Source organism: Tritonibacter scottomollicae (genome assembly GCF_032924845.1).
Classification (GTDB): domain Bacteria; phylum Pseudomonadota; class Alphaproteobacteria; order Rhodobacterales; family Rhodobacteraceae; genus Epibacterium; species Epibacterium scottomollicae.
On sequence record NZ_CP136704.1, the window covers coordinates 847,954 to 864,825 of the forward strand.

Below are 16,872 nucleotides of genomic sequence, written 5' to 3' on the forward strand. Positions count from 1 at the left end.
AATAAGGGCCGGACTTGCGTCCGACCCTTTCGGGAGTTCGAAATTCGGTTGGATCAGCTGCGCCGGCGACCACGGCGGTTTCGCCGCTCGCTGCCATCGTTTGCGCCCTCTTCGGTGCCATCATTGGCAGAGGTGAAGGGGCCCAGCACCTCGACGATCCGCTCCAACGTCGGACGTTCGCCGCGGGGCCGCGTGTCGAGCGCCTCGCGCATCTTGCGCAGATGGTCCGGCATGGTGCCGCAGCAGCCGCCGATGATCTTGGCACCAGAATCCCGCGCCAGCACGGCGTATTCGCCCATCAGTTCTGGCGTGCCGTCATAGTGGATGTGGCCATCGACGTATTTCGGAATGCCCGCGTTCCCCTTCGAGATGATCGGACGCTCCGTGCCCTGCGCGGCAAAGCCCAGAACGGTACGCAGGATGTCCGACGCGCCGGTGCCGCAGTTGGCGCCAAAGGCCAGCGGCGGCTGTTCGTAGCCTTCGACCAGCTTGGCCAGATCGGCGGAGGTCACCCCCATCATGGTGCGCCCGGCGGTGTCAAAGCTCATGGTGCCACACCAGGGCATGTCGGCCAGTTTGAAGGCCTCTGCGGCGGCGGCAAATTCCTCCGGCGCGGAGATCGTCTCCAGCCAGAGCACATCAACGCCGCCTTCTTTCAGCGCGTCGGCCTGTTCGTGGAACATCTCTACCGCCAGCGCATGGCTCATCTCGCCCACGGGCTGCATGATCTCGCCAGTGGGGCCCACAGACCCGGCAACGGCGATTTTGCGCTCAGCGGTGTCGGCGACCTCACGGCCCAGCTCGGCGGCCACGCGGTTCAGTTCACGCACCCGGCCCTGGGCATCATGCAGTTTCAGACGCGCGGCCGTGCCGCCAAAACTGTTGGTGAGGAACAAATCACTGCCCGCATCAACAGAGCCCTTGTAGAGCGCTTTGATCTTTTCCGGCTCATCGGTGTTCCACAGCTCTGGCGCGTCGCCGGACTGCAGGCCCATGTTGAACAGGTTGGTGCCGGTTGCCCCGTCGGCCAGCAGCACATCACGGCTCTCCATGAGGTCGAGGAAACTATTGCTCATCTTGGTATCCACTTACCAGGTCAGTGCCGAGGGGCCACATGCCCTCTGCAGGATGGGTTCATCTGTCACGCAGAGCGTTTTCCCGCAACTGCATTTTCGTCAAGTTCTACATGAGGTGCGCGCATGGTCATGTCCGGCTGCGGCATCTCGATCTCCGGTCGCGCCGGGCGATGGACGAGTCGGATCATCTCCGCCAGCGCGAGAGCCAATTGCGGCCAGGTTGGTGCCGCAATGTAGCGGGGTTGCCAGCTGGGGGCGAAGCAGGATTTGAACTGCCGCAGGCCCCGGTCGAAACGGTGTGCAAACCTGTGATCGGGCACGGCGGCAAGCGACAAACGCGTGACACCGGCATCTCTGGCCGTTTCAATGGCGGCGCGCAGCAGGGCATGACAGGTGCCATCCGGCGCCCCCGGCAGTTGGCGCATCAGGTCGAGACACCACTCGTCCGCCGCGCGGTGAAAGGTGATGAACCCGATCAGACGTTCCTCCTGCCACGCCAGAAACGTCATCTGGATCGCCACATACCCGGGTTCGAACTGTCCCATGGTGGTTCCACGTGCGCAGCCATGTTGCCGGGTCCAGGCGTGATCAACCTCGGCCATATCGTGCAGGGGCAGGGTGCTCCATGCAGGTTCGACCCGCAGGCCTGCCTTTTCAGCGTTGCGGAGCTTGCGTCTCAGTTGGCGAAAGGAAGATCCTTTGTCAGAGAACTCTGATGGGTCAAGAATGGCATCCTGTGCAATGCGCAGCACCTTCCACCCTTGTTGGCGGGCGGCGATTGCCAGTCGCGCGCTGCATTTATAGAGGCAGGCGGCTGCATTGCGCGCGCGGGCATGGCGGTTGAGCGCATCGGGGATTTCAGGCCTGCGCCCGCTGATCGGGTCAAACAACACGGCCGAGATCTGCGGCGTGTCCAGCATGGCCACCTGATTGAGGCCAAAGGCCATGACGTGACCGCCGTTCTGCAAGATCACCCCGGTTTCCGCCTGCGGGCGGTCAAAGGGCTGGCTGGCGGCAGGCCGGACGTCTGAGCCAAGCAAGTCTTCCTCGTCTTCTGGCTCAGCCGCCAGGCCTTGCCGCATCAGCGAAGGCCAAAGCAACAGCGCCCCCGCGAGCGCCGCAGGTATGGCATAATAGACGAGGCGGAAGGCCAGCAATCCAGCAACCAGCGCCGCAGGCTCCGCGCCCGGCAGCAGCGCCAGCATGGCCAGCTCCAGCGGGCCGGCGCCACCGGGAGAGGACGAGATTATTGCCAGCCCCAGCGCCAGAAAATAGGCAGGCAGCAGCGCGGCCAGTTCGATCCCATGCCCCGAGGGCAGCAAGAACCAAAGCGCGATCCCGGCAAAGCCGACATCCATTAGCGTCCAGAGCATAAGGGCGAGGATTGCTTGTAGGGACGGCGGGCGCAGTCTTAGTCCACGTAGCCGCCATTCCGGGTGCAGGAAGCACAATGCGCAGGCAAGGGTCGCAACTATCAGTATGCCAAGACCCAGCCCGCGCAGCGCCAGGGATGGCGCGATCAACAGCAGCGACAGTCCGCAGATCACCGACAATGCGGTCATGAAGGTGATCCCGACAAAGGCAGTCAGCTGAGCTGACTGCAACGGGGACAAGGGCGAAAGCAAACGCCAGCGGGCGAAGGACCCCGACAGCAAGCCAAACCCGACAGCCTGAGAAAACGCGATCGAGGCCATGCCAGCGCGCCGTGCCACCGGAGCGTCAAAGTTGGTGCGCAGATGCCGGTGGGCGACAGCATCATACCGTCCAAGTGCCCAGAAGCTGAGCACAGTCGCTCCGAACGCGCCAATCCAATTGGGCAGCGGAACCTGCCGCACCAGCGTTATCAGTTCCGGCAGGCCCGGTAGATCCGCGTGGCCCGCCAGCGTTACCAGGCAGGCCACCATGATGCCAAGCGGCGCAATCACGCGCAGGAGGTTTGCAAAGGTCTGTTTGCGCGAGGTGCGTGAAGTCATGTCAAGCGTCCGCCAGATGAGCAGACATCGCCGGTCGCGTACCACCGTGATATCTGTCGGGTCAGGGTCAGACGGACATGCCCTGTGCCGTGTTCTGGGGCGGGTCCGTCGGGGTCAGGGAACCGTAGGGGAGACTTCTTCCGCCACCTGCAGCATGAGCGCCGTCATCTTCTCCCGGATCGCGCCACGATCAACCTTGCCCTCAAGGTCGCGGGTCAGCTTTTCCAGAACATCTTCCTCTCCAGGTTCTTCCAGATCGGCGATGATGACGGTTTGGGCATAGGCTTCTGCCGCTTCATCCCGGTGCCCCAACAAACCCGCGGCCCAGAGGCCTAGCAACTTGTTGCGGCGCGCTTCAGCCTTGAACTTCAGTTCGGCATCATGCGCAAATTTGTTCTCGAACGCCTTCTCTCGGTCGTCAAAGGTTGTCATTTTCGGTCCTTCCCACAGTGAGCGATGCCGGGGCCGATGCTGAACGGTGTCTGGCCCCGTATGCCAGTCTACCACATCAGCGGTCAGGACCGCTTTCACAACTAGGCAAGGAGTGCGGCGTGCCATTCTGTGCACTGGAACCGCAGCCCCGAGTCCCACCACGGGAGGCCGGACATCCGCAGACATCCGTATCTGGTTGAAGTCAGCGTAGCCTGCGTTCTTGAAGAAAGCGTCAACGCAAAGGGAGAGAATGGCTGCAAATTTGGCCAGCCCTGCTGAATTGCGTATATTTGACGTTCGCGTCCTGCTCGGGGAGGAGCCCGTCTAGGCAGGTAATCCGATCACGACTGGCGGCGCGCTTGCGGGACGTGCCCCCTTGCACTAAGAGAACGCTACGGATCGGGGCAGATTCCCGGTGGTCCATACCGAAAGGCTCTCCATGGCGCGGCGCAAAAAGATTTACGAAGGCAAGGCAAAGACTCTTTATGAAGGGCCCGAACCGGGTACGATCGTCCAATACTTCAAGGACGACGCCACGGCCTTCAATGCCGAAAAGCACGACGTGATCGAGGGCAAGGGTGTCCTGAACAACATCCTGAGCGAATTCTTCATGCTGGGTCTGGGTCAGATCGGCGTGCCGACGCATTTCCTGAAACGGCTGAACATGCGCGAGCAGCTGGTGCGCTCCTGCGAGATCATCCCGCTGGAAATCATCGTGCGCAACTATGCCGCCGGCAGCCTGAGCAAACGCCTGGGCATCGACGAGGGCACGCAATTGCCGCGCCCGATCGTGGAATATTGCTACAAGGACGACGACCTTGGCGACCCGCTGGTCACCGAAGAGCATATCGCCGCCTTTGGCTGGGCCAGCCAGCAGGACATGGACGACATCCTGAGCCTGGCGCTGCGGGTCAATGATTTCATGTCCGGCGTGATGCTGGCCGTGGGCATCCGTCTGGTAGACTTCAAAATCGAGATCGGCCGCGTTTACGACGGAGATTTCCAGCGTCTTGTTATCGCCGACGAGATCAGCCCTGACAGCTGCCGCCTGTGGGACATCAAGACGGGTCAGAAGCTCGACAAGGACGTGTTCCGTCGCGATCTGGGCAGCCTGACCGACGCCTATACCGAGGTGGCCCGCCGTCTGGGCGTGATGCCGAACAACCCACCAGCGCCGGGCAAGCCTCAGCTGGTGAACTAAGAGATTTCGCCCGCAAGGTCTGCTCAGTCGGTCTTGCGGGTTTTTCAATAGCGCAACAGGGCAGGGCGCTTTCGCTCCCGCCCGCAGGAACTTGAGGAAAGACGCGATGAAGGCACGGGTGCATGTGATGCTGAAGAACGGAGTTCTCGATCCGCAAGGAGAGGCCGTGCGTCACGCGCTTGGCGCGCTTGGCTTTGATAAGGTCGAAGGCGTGCGTCAGGGCAAGGTGATCGACCTGGAGCTGGCCGAGGGCGCCACCGAGGCGGATGTGACCGAGATGTGCGAAAAGCTGCTCGCCAACACCGTGATCGAATCCTACAGCGTCGAGATCCAGTGATGAAGGCCGCAGTCGTCGTCTTCCCCGGATCCAACTGTGATCGTGATCTGGCCGTGGCCTTTGAACAGGCCGGTTTTGACGTTTCCATGGTCTGGCACAAGGACAGCCAGCTGCCCGAGGGTGTCGACATCGTCGGCGTTCCCGGTGGTTTCTCCTATGGTGACTACCTGCGCTGCGGCGCCATTGCGGCACAATCGCCGATCTGCAAGGCCGTGGTCGACCACGCCGAGCGGGGCGGCTATGCGCTGGGTGTCTGCAACGGCTTTCAGATTCTGACTGAAACCGGCGTGCTGCCGGGGGCGCTGCTGCGGAACGCAGGTCTGAAGTACATTTGCAAAACCGTCGATCTGGCCGTCGCAACCTCTGACAGTGCCTTCACGCAGGGCTACAACGCCGGGGACGTGATCGGAGTGCCGATCGCCCATCACGACGGCAATTACTACGCCGATGACGCCACCGTGCAGGCGCTGAAAGATCAGGATCGCATTGCCTTTACCTATGTCGACAACCCCAATGGTTCGATTGACGATATCGCGGGCATCCTGTCGGAAAACCGTCGCGTTCTTGGCATGATGCCGCACCCGGAGCGGGCAGCGGATGAAGGCCATGGCGGCACTGATGGCACGGCAATGTTCCGCGCATTGTCCGGCCTGCTGACGGACGCCTGACTTGAGCCTCAGGGGCGGTAAACCTACTGTTGCAGCATGACAGCCCCTGAGGAGACCTCCGGCGCCAAGCCGTCCGCGCCCCGCGCGCGCCAGAGCAAGTCCCGCACTTTGCGCTCCCGGACGATTTCGTGGCGAGTGCGCATCGCGCTGGTGGTGTTTATGGCTGTTGCCGGAGCAACTGTCTGGTTCACCAACACGACGCTGACCCACAGCTTTACCGAAACCACCCGAAACCGAGCTGAGCTGCGTCTCGCGCTCTATTCAGGCAATCTTGTGAGTGAGTTGCGCCGGCACGCCATCGTCCCGCAGCTGCTGTCACGGGATCAGGCGCTGATCTCTGCGCTACAGAGCCAGGATTTCTCTCTCTCCACCCAACGTCTGATATCTTTCGTTGACGAAATCGGCGCCGCCTCGATCACGTTGATGGACCGCGACGGGCGCACGGTGGCGGCGACGGACCGTATTCGGCTGGGAGAAACCTACCGCAACGCACCCTATTTCGTGGAGGCCATCCGGTCCAATTCCACTGTGTTTTCGGTCATCCCCCGCGAGGTGCGAGGGTATCAGTTCACCTACTCCCGGCGGCTGGTGGACAGCAGCGGGACACTCGGCGTCATCATGGTCGAGGTGGATCTGCAGAAGTTTGAACGTGCCTGGGCCGGGATTTCCGACGCCGTCATGGTGGCTGACAGCACTGGCACCGTGGTGCTGGCAACAGAGGCGCGCTGGCGCGGGCTCTCCGAGGCCGAGGCACTGAAGGAACAGACCCCTGAGGGCGCCATTCAGCGCGCCATTCGCGCCACTGCGGATTGGACCGCACTGCCGACCGATGTCTACCTGCAGGGCGAGGCGGTGATGCGACTGGAGACCCGCGTGCCGTTTCAGGGCTGGCGGATGATGTCCTACACCACCTATGATTCGATCCGCGAGCAGGTCAACGCAGTGATTGCGCTCGAAATCATGGGCTTCGCGATCCTTCTGGCGCTGGCCTTCTATGCGCTGAGCCGCAAGACGGCGCTGAGGATGGCATTGTTCCAGCGCGAGTCGGCGGAGCTTCGCGTGTTGAACACCCGCCTACAGCGGGAAATCGCCGAACGGGAACGCGTGCAAGAGACCCTCGCGGTGGCCGAACAGAGCCTCGCGCAGAGCTCGAAACTGGCCGCCTTGGGCGAGATGTCCGCCGCCGTCAGCCACGAGTTGAACCAGCCTCTGGCCGCGATGAAGACCTATCTCGCGGGGGCACGGTTGCTGCTGCAGCGCAACCGCCCGGAAGAGGCGCTGTCCTCCTTTGGCCGCATTGATGACCTGATCGAGCGCATGGGCGCGATCACACGGCAGTTGAAATCCTACGCTCGCAAGGGCGGTGACGCCTTTAGCCCAGTAAACATGGGCGATGCGCTGGCCTCCAGCCTGTCGATGATGGAGCCGCAACTGCGCCAGCGGCATGTGAAGATCACCCGTATACTTCCGGACGAACCGGTCTATGTCATGGCAGACCGTATGAGATTGGAACAGGTTATGGTGAACCTCTTGCGCAATGCGCTGGATGCCACCAAATCCGTTGAGGAACCGGAGGTGGAGATTCTGCTCGCCGCCGGAGAGACCGCGACGCTCACGGTTCGGGACAATGGCGATGGCATTCAGAATTTCGACAGTCTGTTTGAGCCGTTCTATACCACCAAGCAGCCCGGTGACGGGGTTGGTCTGGGGCTTGCTATCTCCTCGGGGATCGTGAACGACCTAGGCGGTCGCCTCACGGCCCGCAACGCAGAGGCGGGCGGTGCGGTGTTTGAAATGCAACTGCCGATCCTTGTGGACGGCATCGAGGCCGCTGAGTAGGCGGCACGACGTGGAGGGCAACTTATGGCACAGGCCATGAAAATTGCGATTGTGGATGACGAGCAGGACATGCGTCAGTCGATCAGCCAATGGCTGGCATTGTCCGGTTATGACACCGAGACTTTTGCCAGCGCGGAGGATGCGCTGAAGACCCTCGGGCCGGATTATCCGGGGATCGTGATTTCCGACATCAAGATGCCGGGCATGGACGGGATGCAATTCCTGAAAAAGCTGATGGGATCCGACAGCTCCTTGCCGGTGATCATGATTACTGGCCACGGGGATGTGCCGATGGCGGTTGAGGCGATGCGTGTCGGCGCTTTCGACTTTCTGGAAAAACCGTTCAACCCGGACCGCATGTCGGAACTGGCCAAGCGCGCTACAGGTGCGCGTCGCCTGACGCTGGACACCCGCGCGCTGCGCCGTGAACTGTCCGATGGCGGCCAGATCATGAAGAAGCTGATCGGCACCAGCCCTGTGATGGACCGACTGCGCGAGGATATCCTTGATCTCGGCCAGGCGGACGGCCACGTTTTGATCGACGGCGAAACCGGCACAGGCAAGACGCTTGTGGCCCACGCGCTGCACGCTGTCGGCAGCCGGGCGGGCAAGAAATTTGTTCTCGTGTCCTGTGCGGCGCTTGAAGAAGAGGCGTTGGCCAAGCGGCTGTTTGGCCCGATGCAACCTGACGACAGCATGCTGCCCGCGGTGGAAGAAGCGCGTGGCGGTACGCTGGTACTTGAGGATGTGGAGGCGCTGAGCGAGCCGCTGCAGGCAAAGCTCCTGAGCTTCATCAATGAGCAAGGCATTCCGGGCGAAACGCGCATCATCGCGATCTCCAACCTGCAAGAAGCTGGCAAGACGTCAGAAGATGTGCTGCGCGCCGATCTGTTTTACCGGTTGGCCGCGCTGCGGATCACAGTGCCGCCGCTGCGCCAGCGCGGCGAGGATATCCTGACGCTTTTCACCCGTCTCAGTGAACAGTTCTCCGAAGAATATGGGTGTGACGCGCCACAGGTGACCGCTCAGGAAGCTGCACAGCTTCTGCAGGCGCCCTGGCCGGGCAACGTGCGTCAGCTGATCAATGTGGCGGAACGTGCGGTGCTGCAATCGCGTCGCGGCTCCGGCACGATCGCGTCGCTGTTGATGAGTGACCACGAGGATATGCAGCCGGTGATGACCACAGAGGGCAAGCCGCTCAAGGAATATGTCGAAGCGTTCGAACGCATGCTCATCGACAATACCATGCGCCGTCACAAGGGCTCCATCGCGTCGGTGATGGATGAGCTGTGCCTGCCCCGTCGGACGCTGAACGAGAAGATGGCCAAATACGGCCTGCAGCGCTCCGATTATCTGGGCTGACAAGAGGACGGCCCGCATGCCTGCCGCATATCTTTTTGACATGGATGGACTGCTTCTGGATACGGAGCGGCTGACCATGGAGGGGTTTCTCGACTGTGCGCCGCTGGTGCAGCGGGACGCGGCAGAGATGCGGGCCTTTTTCACCACGCTTGTCGGGCTGACGGCCCGGCGTAGCCAGCATCTCATGACGGAGTTCTGCGGACCGGAGGCCGACCTCGAAGCGATTTCTGCTCACTGGGAGCGCAGTTGCGAGCGGAGGCTGGCGGATGGTGTGCCGATCAAACCAACCGTTGCGGATACTCTGGCTGGGTTGAGCGGGCAGGGCGTGCAGATGGCAGTTGTGACCTCCACCGACGGCGCCCGGGCACGGCATCATCTGGAGCGCGCGGGGTTGCTGGCGCATTTCAGTTTTGTACTCGGCGGTGATGAGGTGAGTGCGACCAAGCCCGATCCGGCACCCTATCTGGAGGCTGCGGCCCGGTTCGGTTTCGACCCCAAGCTTTGCGCCGCCTTCGAAGACAGCGACCACGGGCTGACCGCCGCTGCCACTGCAGGGTGCTTTGCGGTGCAGATCCCTGATCTGCGACCACCCGGTCGTCCCTTTCCGCAATTGGGTCAGGCATTCGCCAGCACGTTGCAAGACGCGGTGACGCATGCGCAGGGGCATTTCCAGCAGCGGTGCCGGGCGTCTGCGCCATCAGTTTGACGCAAAATAATAGATGTCATGAGTGTTGAACGTCATTCAGCGACATTCGTTAACCTTGCCTTGGAAATTTGCAGCTAGATCGTAAAATCGTGTTTGCAGCGGTCCGGCGCAGAATGACCATTGTCATTACCTATCCACAGGCCTTATGCTAAATGAACGAACGCTGCATCTGTTGGCGTTCATACATGAAATTTTTTGTCCTCCTGTCCGACCGGCCAACGCCGGGGCAGAATGACAGACCAGTTCGTCTCGCACTTTGCGAGGCAGAAGAGTGCCTGCTTTGATGAGGCCGAAACCGGCCAGGTCGAAGAGGAAATAACGGGCAGGGATCGGGATAGCCCCACCTGTCGGAGAAGAACCGCGATGACGCGCGCGAGACTATTGAGTACAAAAGCAGGTTTTCCGCTCTTATGCCGGAAATCCCCTTTGTGCACCACATGGTCCGCGACGCAGTCGAAAATCGCCCTGACAAGACACCACCCACAACATGTGCGTCCACCCGGACCTGATGCAAGGGCAGGGGCAATCGTCTCTGGACCCGTGCATCCCGACCGGTGGCGGCCTGTGCTGGCATGGTGCAATCTAAGGACTAATGGCGAAGAAAATGCTGATCGACGCCACCCACGCGGAAGAAACCCGCGTCGTGGTGGTGGATGGAAACAAAGTTGAGGAGTTCGACTTTGAATCTGAAAACAAACGCCAGCTTGCTGGCAATATCTACCTCGCAAAAGTAACCCGCGTCGAACCATCGCTGCAGGCGGCTTTTGTGGACTATGGCGGCAATCGCCATGGTTTCCTTGCCTTTTCGGAAATCCACCCGGATTATTATCAGATCCCCGTTGCGGATCGTGAAGCTCTGATGGAAGAGGAACGCGCTTACGCCGAGGCTCTGCGCGCCCGCGACGAAGAGGACGACGAACCGAAGCCGAAGAAACGCTCCCGGTCGCGCAGCAAGACCCGCGCGGAACGGTCGAAGACGACAGATGTGGTGGAAACCCGCGAGCCCGCGGCGTCCAACGGTGAAATCTCCGGAATGGAGACCATCGACCTCACTGATGAGCAGGTTGATCTGACGGATGTACCAGAGGCGACATCGCCGATGGAAACCGTGGCAGAGACCCCGGTCGAAGAGCCTCAGCAAGACACAGCCGCGACGGATGCCTCCGACGACGGTGATCTGGCGTCGGATGTTGCATCCGCTGAGGATGCAGATGATGTCGAAGGCGATGACGCTGCGGACGACAAATCCGAAGACACATCCAAGTCTGCAAATGCCGCTGACAAGGATGACAGCATCGAGTCGGTTGCCGATGATGATGATCACGAAGACATCCGCCCGCCGCGCAAGCCGCGTCCCAAGCGCTACAAGATCCAGGAAGTCATCAAGGTCCGTCAGGTTCTTCTGGTTCAGGTCGTCAAGGAAGAGCGCGGCAACAAAGGCGCGGCGCTGACCACATATCTGTCGCTGGCCGGTCGCTACTGCGTCCTGATGCCCAATACCGCGCGTGGCGGTGGCATCTCTCGCAAGATCACCAACGCCGTCGACCGCAAGAAGCTGAAAGAGATCGCTGCCGAGCTGGACGTGCCCAAGGGCGCGGGCCTGATCGTGCGCACCGCCGGAGCCAAGCGCACCAAGGCGGAGATCAAGCGAGACTATGAATACCTGCAGCGCATGTGGGAGCAGATCCGCGAGCTGACGTTGAAATCCATCGCGCCGGCCAAGATCTATGAAGAGGGCGACCTGATCAAACGCTCGATCCGCGATCTTTACAACCGCGAGATCGACGAGGTTCTGGTGGAAGGCGAACGCGGCTACCGTATCGCCAAGGACTTCATGAAAATGATCATGCCGTCCCACGCCAAGAATGTGAAAAACTACCAGGATCAGATGCCGCTGTTTGCACGCTATCAGGTCGAAACCTACCTTGGCGGCATGTTCAACCCGACCGTGCAGCTGAAATCCGGCGGCTACATCGTGATCGGTGTGACCGAGGCGCTGGTGGCGATCGACGTGAACTCCGGCCGGGCCACAAAAGAGGCTTCGATCGAGGATACCGCGCTCAAGACCAACCTTGAGGCCGCCGAAGAGGTGGCACGTCAGCTGCGTCTGCGCGACCTTGCCGGTCTGATCGTCATCGACTTCATCGACATGGACGAGCGCAAGAACAACGCCGCCGTCGAAAAGCGTATGAAAGACAAGCTGAAGACTGATCGCGCCCGTATTCAGGTGGGTCGTATCTCGGGCTTTGGTCTGATGGAAATGTCGCGCCAGCGTCTGCGTCCCGGCATGATCGAGGCAACGACGGCGCCTTGCCCGCATTGCCATGGCACCGGTCTTATCCGCTCCGACGACTCCATGGCGCTGTCGATCCTGCGTCAGATCGAGGAAGAGGGCACCCGCCGTCGATCCCGTGAAGTGCTGGTGAAATGCCCTGTGGACATCGCCAACTACCTGATGAACCAGAAGCGCGAGCATATCGCCCAGATCGAGGCCCGCTACGGTCTGTCGGTTCGGATCGAAGGGGACGTGACGCTGGTCAGCCCTGATTTCACGCTTGAGAAGTTCAAGACCGCCTCGCGCGCCATTCCGGTGGTGTCCAGCCCCGTCGTGTCAGTCGATGCGTCCATCATGGATCAGATCGACGCGATTGAAGAGCCGGAGGAAGAGGTCGAGGTTGCGCCTGCGCCGGTCGAGGCTGAGGTCGAATCCGAGGCTCGGTCCGAAGAGAGCGAAGGCGAAGCCAAACCCAAGCGGAAGCGTCGGCGTCGTCGTCGGAAAAAATCCGGCAATGGTGAGAACGGTCATGAGAGCGGTGAGAACAGCTCTGCGAACGGTGACACGTCTGAGGCGGCCAAAGAGGCCAACGCGCAGGACGAGGCCAACACGACTGCTGATCCTGCTGCCGATGGTGAGCCCGAGGCCGATGCGGAACCGAAGAAAAAGCGGACCCGCACCCGGACACGCAGCCGCACACGCAAGAAAGTGGAGGCCGAGGCGGATCAACCCGTAGCCGCTGATGCCCCTGCGACCGCTGAAGCTGATCGCGCAGAGGCACCCGCCGCCGCAACCGAGGTGACGCCGAGCGTTGCTGCCGCGCCTGAAGTTGCAGCCGAGGTCGAAGCACAGGATGCACCCGTTGCGGCAGCGCCCGCGACAGCACCTGAGCCAACACCCGCGCCAGAGCCGCAAAAAGCGCCCGAGCCAACCGCTTCGGAAGTACCGACGCAAGAGGCACCGGCGGAGCAGGCAACGGCACCCGAGGTCACGTCAGAGGCGCAGCCCGCCCCGGCGGCACCGCAAGCCGAGGACGCACCGGTTGCTGCTGCACCAACCGTAGCCGAGACAAAGCCGGAGCCGGTCGCGGCGCAGCCAGAACCTGCCCAGTCGCAAAAACCCAAGCGCCGTGGCTGGTGGTCTGCCGGCAGCTGAGGCTGACACGACGACATTGAAAAAGGCGGCTCCAAGCAGGGCCGCCTTTTTTGCTTTCAGTTCACATTTCTGAGATTAGCGCGCGCCCTTGCGGATCAGATAGACCTGATGCGCGCCATCTTCTTCCATCCCGATAAAGCCATGTCCGGCCTCGGCACAGAAATGCGGCACATCGATAATGGCTGCCGGATCATCGGCTAGAATGCGCAGCACACCGCCGTCGGGCAGAGGTTCCAGCCGCTTGCGGGCCTTGAGGACGGGGAGGGGGCAGAGGAGGCCGATGGCGTCCAGCGTGGCGTCAAAATCTGTCATGTGGTCCGAAATAAGCCGCGTGTTACAGCCTGTCCACAAGGATGTGACATCCCGTGCAGGTGACGGCGTCAGAGGCTTCGACTAAGTAGGCGATATGTTTGGAATCGAGATCATCGACGCGAGCCTTCTGCCCGCCATGTTCGTTGCCCTTGTCGGGGGCATCATCAGCTTTCTGAGCCCGTGTGTGCTGCCGATCGTGCCGCCCTATCTGGCCTATATGAGCGGGGTGACCATTGGCGAGATCCAGGGCACTGCCGCCGCCCGGCGCAAGGCGATCCTGGCAGCGATGTTCTTTGTGATGGGGCTGTCGACGGTGTTCCTGCTGCTGGGCTTCACCGCCTCGGCCTTTGGCGCCTTTGTGCTGCAGAATCAGGAGCTGTTCGCCAAGGCTTCCGGCCTCGTGGTGATTGTCTTTGGTCTGCATTTCCTGTCGGTGTTCCGCATTCCGCTGCTGGACCGCGAGGCGCGGATGGAGACCGGAGATGCGGGTGGTTCCGTCCTTGGTGCCTATGTGCTTGGGCTTGCCTTCGCCTTTGGCTGGACGCCTTGCATTGGCCCGCAGCTGGGCGCAATCCTGTCGCTAGCCGCCTCTGAGGCCTCTGTCAGCCGGGGGACCATCCTACTTGGCGTCTATGCGCTGGGGCTTGGTGTGCCTTTCCTGCTGGCGGCGATCTTCCTCACCCGCTCCATGGCGCTGATGAACCGGATCAAGCGGCACATGGGGCTGATCGAGAAGGTCATGGGGGGACTGTTGCTGATCGTCGGCATCATGCTGGTCACTGGCCTGTTCACCAGCTTCTCCTTCTGGCTGCTGGAAACCTTCCCGGCGCTGGCGACCCTCGGCTAATCGCCGGAAATCATACTCTTACGCTTGCCGCAAAGCTGCGCTAGGCTCTGATCAGCATTGATCGGGGCCACATATCGGGCATGAGCAGCAACGCCACGACATCAACGGTGCGCAGCCGCCGGGTGTTCTATATTCCGGGCTACGACCCGTTCCACCCCCGCCGCTACCGCGAACTCTATCGCAGTGAGGGGGCGGAGCAGGCGCAGCTGTCGGGCTACGCGCTGACCCTCACTCCGAAGACCACCAAGGGCGCTTACGGCTGGCATGTCTCGGCCGAGATCGAAGGCGCGCAGGTGGAGACCGATGTGGAGGTGCTGGTCTGGTCCGATATTGTCAAGCACAGCATGAACAGCTCCATTGCCGCGACCTATCTGCAGCTTATGCGCACCGCTTGGACCTACATCGCCTCCGGCGCGCTGTGGCGGCTGATGCGGCTGCGCAAGGGGCCGGTGATTGCGGCGCTCTATCCGGTGGTGATCCTCTTGGTGCAGGCTTTGCTGGCAGCGCTTTTGGGATGGATTGTGGCCTGGGGTGTCGGCGCGTTGTCGGGGCATCTGCCGCTGCCTGCGCCGCTGATCTGGATCGCGCAGATGCTGGCCGGGGCAGGGGCGGCGGTGGCGCTTCTGCGCGGGTTCAAGGCCCGAGACAACAAGCTGTTTGTCTACTACCTGATGCATGACTACGCCTATTCTGCCGTCCTGCGCGGGCAGAACCCACCGGAGTTGGAGGCGCGTATGCAGGTGTTCCGGGCGGCCATTCGCGCCGCTCTGGAGGACAACAATGTCGATGAGGTTCTGGTGGTCGGTCATTCCTCCGGCGCCCATATCGGCGTGTCGGTGCTGGCGGATCTGCTGCACGAGGGGCTGCCCGCAGAGCGCCCCAGCCTCAGCTTTCTCAGCCTCGGGCAGGTGGTGCCGATGGTGTCCTTCCTGCCGCGCGCCACCCGCCTGCGCCGCGACCTGCGAGAGATGTCGGTGCAGGGCCAGATCCCGTGGTATGACGTCACCGCGCCCGGCGATGGCTGTGCCTTTGCGCTCTGTGATCCCGTTGGGGTCACCGGCGTTGCCCCAAAGGATCAGCGCTGGCCCATCGTGTTTTCCGCTGCCTTCACCCAGACCCTCAGCGCCGCGCGCTGGCAGGCGTTGAAGCGGCGTTATTTCCGGCTGCATTTCCAGTATCTCTGCGCCTTTGACCACCCGAAGGACTATGACTATTTCCGCATCACCGCCGGGCCGCAGACCCTCGGCGACAGGCTACAGAACAGGGCGCATTCCCGCTCCCGGCTGGCGCGTCCGGTGAACCGCTTCCGCTCGATGGATCCGCGATGAATCTGCGCCCGCCCAAACCCCTGGCCCGGCCTGACAAGGTCTCGCTTTGGCGTTACCTGAAGCTGTTTCGCGCCGATATCCTCTCGGCCCAGCCGAAGCGGCTCTATCGGGCCTGGATGGCAGAGTTCCGCACGCCGTTTTTCCGCTCCTATCTGGTGAACCAGCCGGATCTTCTGGATGTCATACTCAAAGAGCGCGCGGATGATTTTCCCAAATCAAACCGGGTGGGCGAGGGGCTGCGGCCGCTTCTGGGCAATTCCGTCTTTCTGACCAATGGCGAGACCTGGAAACGCCAGCGCCGCATCATTGACCCGGCTTTTGAAGGGGGGCGGCTGAAGGAGACATTTCCCGCCATGCTGGCCGCAGCCGAAGCCGGGGTGGCGCGGCTGGCGCATAAAGCAGATGGCACCCCGCTGGAGATCGAGGCCGAGACCTCGCATATCGCGGCGGATGTGATTTTCCGCACCCTGTTCTCGATACCCATCGAACATCAGGTCGCGACGGAGGTCTTTGCCCGCTTTCGCGCCTATCAGCAGGCGCAGCCGATCCTGAACCTTGCGGCCTTTGTGCCGCTGCCGCGCTGGATGCCGCGCCTCTATCCCAAGGGCACCCGCGCCAATGCAGCCCATATCCGCAGCCTGATCGCCAGCCTGACCGAGGCCCGCATGGCGGAGATCGCCGCCGGCACCGCACCGCAGGATCTGGCCACCAAGATCATGACCACAGTTGATCCGAAGACAGGCGCAGGGTTCGATACCGAGGAGATGGTCGATCAGGTGGCGATTTTCTTTCTTGCGGGGCATGAGACCAGCGCCTCGGCGCTTGGCTGGGCGCTCTATCTGATGGCGCTTTATCCAGACTGGCAGGAGAAGGTCGCGGCGGAGGCCCTAGAACACGGCACCGAGGAGTTCGCCGCCATCGCGCGTCTGCGGATCACCCGCGACGTGTTCCGCGAAACACTGCGGCTTTATCCGCCGGTTCCGATGATGGTGCGCGAAGCCACATGTCCCGAGCGCTTTCGTGATCGTGACATCCCCAAGGGCGCACAGATGGTGCTCAGCCCCTGGCATCTGCATCGCCATGAGCGGTTGTGGGAACGTCCGGACGAATTTGACCCCGCGCGCTGGCAGACAGAGGCCGGCAAGACCTGTGCCCGCAGCGCCTATATGCCGTTCTCTGCCGGTTCGCGGGTTTGTACCGGGGCCGGGTTTGCCATGGTTGAGGGCGTGTTGATCCTCGCCCACTTGCTGCGTCGCTATCGGGTCGAGCGGCTCGAAGGCCACGATCCGCAGCCGGTGGCGCATCTGACAGTAAGGTCGAAAAACGGGATCTGGCTGCGATTGACGGAGCGCTGATGTGGC

The 16,872-nt window shown here is 61.9% G+C and carries 14 protein-coding genes; 10 read left to right on the forward strand and 4 right to left on the reverse strand.

The genetic code is table 11. From position 1 onward, the window contains the following. Nucleotides 1–53: 53 nt before the first annotated feature. The 3 genes from bmt to R1T40_RS04585 form a co-directional block, all read right to left on the reverse strand. Nucleotides 54–1,076: a betaine--homocysteine S-methyltransferase gene (gene bmt, locus R1T40_RS04575; RefSeq protein WP_317386041.1), complete on the reverse strand. Its 1,023-nt coding sequence runs from the start codon at nucleotides 1,074–1,076 to the stop codon at nucleotides 54–56. A gap of 65 nt (nucleotides 1,077–1,141) precedes the next feature. After that, nucleotides 1,142–3,049, reverse strand: coding sequence for a phosphatidylglycerol lysyltransferase domain-containing protein (locus R1T40_RS04580; RefSeq protein ID WP_317386042.1), 1,908 nt, complete (start codon nucleotides 3,047–3,049; stop codon nucleotides 1,142–1,144). A 114-nt stretch (nucleotides 3,050–3,163) separates the two neighbouring features. After that, a complete protein-coding gene (locus R1T40_RS04585) occupies nucleotides 3,164–3,481 on the reverse strand; it encodes a DUF1476 domain-containing protein (protein ID WP_317386043.1) in 318 nt (105 codons plus the stop codon). A gap of 439 nt (nucleotides 3,482–3,920) precedes the next feature. On the opposite strand from R1T40_RS04585, the gene purC reads away from it, so the two are divergent. From purC to R1T40_RS04620, 7 genes are all read left to right on the forward strand, one after another. Continuing rightward, entirely contained in the window at nucleotides 3,921–4,682 is a 762-nt protein-coding gene (purC, locus tag R1T40_RS04590) for a phosphoribosylaminoimidazolesuccinocarboxamide synthase (protein ID WP_106163960.1), read from the forward strand. 106 nt (nucleotides 4,683–4,788) lie between these two features. Then, nucleotides 4,789–5,019, forward strand: coding sequence for a phosphoribosylformylglycinamidine synthase subunit PurS (purS, locus tag R1T40_RS04595; RefSeq protein ID WP_005607046.1), 231 nt, complete (start codon nucleotides 4,789–4,791; stop codon nucleotides 5,017–5,019). Continuing rightward, nucleotides 5,019–5,687, forward strand: coding sequence for a phosphoribosylformylglycinamidine synthase subunit PurQ (gene purQ, locus R1T40_RS04600; protein WP_106163962.1), 669 nt, complete (start codon nucleotides 5,019–5,021; stop codon nucleotides 5,685–5,687). The genes purS and purQ overlap by 1 nt, the downstream gene beginning before the upstream one ends. 36 nt (nucleotides 5,688–5,723) lie before the next feature. Then, nucleotides 5,724–7,526 carry a sensor histidine kinase gene (locus R1T40_RS04605; protein ID WP_317386044.1) on the forward strand — a complete coding sequence of 601 codons (1,803 nt, stop codon included), beginning with the start codon at nucleotides 5,724–5,726 and terminating at the stop codon, nucleotides 7,524–7,526. Between the two features lie 24 nt (nucleotides 7,527–7,550). Then, nucleotides 7,551–8,888, forward strand: a complete 1,338-nt coding sequence (locus R1T40_RS04610) for a sigma-54-dependent transcriptional regulator (RefSeq protein WP_106163964.1) — start codon at nucleotides 7,551–7,553, stop codon at nucleotides 8,886–8,888. A 16-nt stretch (nucleotides 8,889–8,904) separates the two neighbouring features. Next, entirely contained in the window at nucleotides 8,905–9,594 is a 690-nt protein-coding gene (locus tag R1T40_RS04615) for an HAD family hydrolase (protein ID WP_317386045.1), read from the forward strand. Nucleotides 9,595–10,186: 592 nt separating this feature from the next. Further along, entirely contained in the window at nucleotides 10,187–13,024 is a 2,838-nt protein-coding gene (locus R1T40_RS04620; protein ID WP_317386046.1) for an Rne/Rng family ribonuclease, read from the forward strand. A gap of 75 nt (nucleotides 13,025–13,099) precedes the next feature. On the opposite strand, the gene R1T40_RS04625 is transcribed toward R1T40_RS04620, so the two are convergent. After that, nucleotides 13,100–13,336, reverse strand: coding sequence for a sulfurtransferase TusA family protein (locus R1T40_RS04625; RefSeq protein ID WP_317386047.1), 237 nt, complete (start codon nucleotides 13,334–13,336; stop codon nucleotides 13,100–13,102). A 94-nt stretch (nucleotides 13,337–13,430) separates the two neighbouring features. Between R1T40_RS04625 and R1T40_RS04630 the strand changes: the two genes are divergently transcribed. The 3 genes from R1T40_RS04630 (at nucleotide 13,431) to R1T40_RS04640 (ending at nucleotide 16,866) form a co-directional block, all read left to right on the forward strand. After that, nucleotides 13,431–14,183 (forward strand): cytochrome c biogenesis CcdA family protein, encoded by a 753-nt coding sequence (locus tag R1T40_RS04630; RefSeq protein WP_106163968.1) that lies wholly within the window; start codon nucleotides 13,431–13,433, stop codon nucleotides 14,181–14,183. A gap of 80 nt (nucleotides 14,184–14,263) precedes the next feature. Next, nucleotides 14,264–15,511 (forward strand): hypothetical protein, encoded by a 1,248-nt coding sequence (locus R1T40_RS04635; RefSeq protein WP_317386048.1) that lies wholly within the window; start codon nucleotides 14,264–14,266, stop codon nucleotides 15,509–15,511. Next, complete coding sequence (locus tag R1T40_RS04640; protein WP_317386049.1) at nucleotides 15,508–16,866, forward strand: cytochrome P450; 1,359 nt, start codon at nucleotides 15,508–15,510, stop codon at nucleotides 16,864–16,866. Before R1T40_RS04635 ends, R1T40_RS04640 begins: the two co-directional genes overlap by 4 nt. Nucleotides 16,867–16,872: the final 6 nt, after the last annotated feature.

Excerpts from the sequence above, each read along its gene's own strand:
- R1T40_RS04620 (WP_317386046.1), top strand. The coding sequence starts at position 10,187 with ATGGCGAAGAAAATGCTGATCGACGCCACCCACGCGGAAGAAACCCGC.
- bmt (WP_317386041.1), bottom strand. The coding sequence starts at position 1,076 with ATGAGCAATAGTTTCCTCGACCTCATGGAGAGCCGTGATGTGCTGCTG.
- purS (WP_005607046.1), top strand. The coding sequence starts at position 4,789 with ATGAAGGCACGGGTGCATGTGATGCTGAAGAACGGAGTTCTCGATCCG.
- R1T40_RS04640 (WP_317386049.1), top strand. The coding sequence starts at position 15,508 with ATGAATCTGCGCCCGCCCAAACCCCTGGCCCGGCCTGACAAGGTCTCG.
- R1T40_RS04610 (WP_106163964.1), top strand. The coding sequence starts at position 7,551 with ATGGCACAGGCCATGAAAATTGCGATTGTGGATGACGAGCAGGACATG.
- R1T40_RS04630 (WP_106163968.1), top strand. The coding sequence starts at position 13,431 with ATGTTTGGAATCGAGATCATCGACGCGAGCCTTCTGCCCGCCATGTTC.
- R1T40_RS04635 (WP_317386048.1), top strand. The coding sequence starts at position 14,264 with ATGAGCAGCAACGCCACGACATCAACGGTGCGCAGCCGCCGGGTGTTC.
- R1T40_RS04585 (WP_317386043.1), bottom strand. The coding sequence starts at position 3,481 with ATGACAACCTTTGACGACCGAGAGAAGGCGTTCGAGAACAAATTTGCG.
- R1T40_RS04605 (WP_317386044.1), top strand. The coding sequence starts at position 5,724 with ATGACAGCCCCTGAGGAGACCTCCGGCGCCAAGCCGTCCGCGCCCCGC.
- purQ (WP_106163962.1), top strand. The coding sequence starts at position 5,019 with ATGAAGGCCGCAGTCGTCGTCTTCCCCGGATCCAACTGTGATCGTGAT.
- R1T40_RS04625 (WP_317386047.1), bottom strand. The coding sequence starts at position 13,336 with ATGACAGATTTTGACGCCACGCTGGACGCCATCGGCCTCCTCTGCCCC.
- R1T40_RS04580 (WP_317386042.1), bottom strand. The coding sequence starts at position 3,049 with ATGACTTCACGCACCTCGCGCAAACAGACCTTTGCAAACCTCCTGCGC.
- R1T40_RS04615 (WP_317386045.1), top strand. The coding sequence starts at position 8,905 with ATGCCTGCCGCATATCTTTTTGACATGGATGGACTGCTTCTGGATACG.
- purC (WP_106163960.1), top strand. The coding sequence starts at position 3,921 with ATGGCGCGGCGCAAAAAGATTTACGAAGGCAAGGCAAAGACTCTTTAT.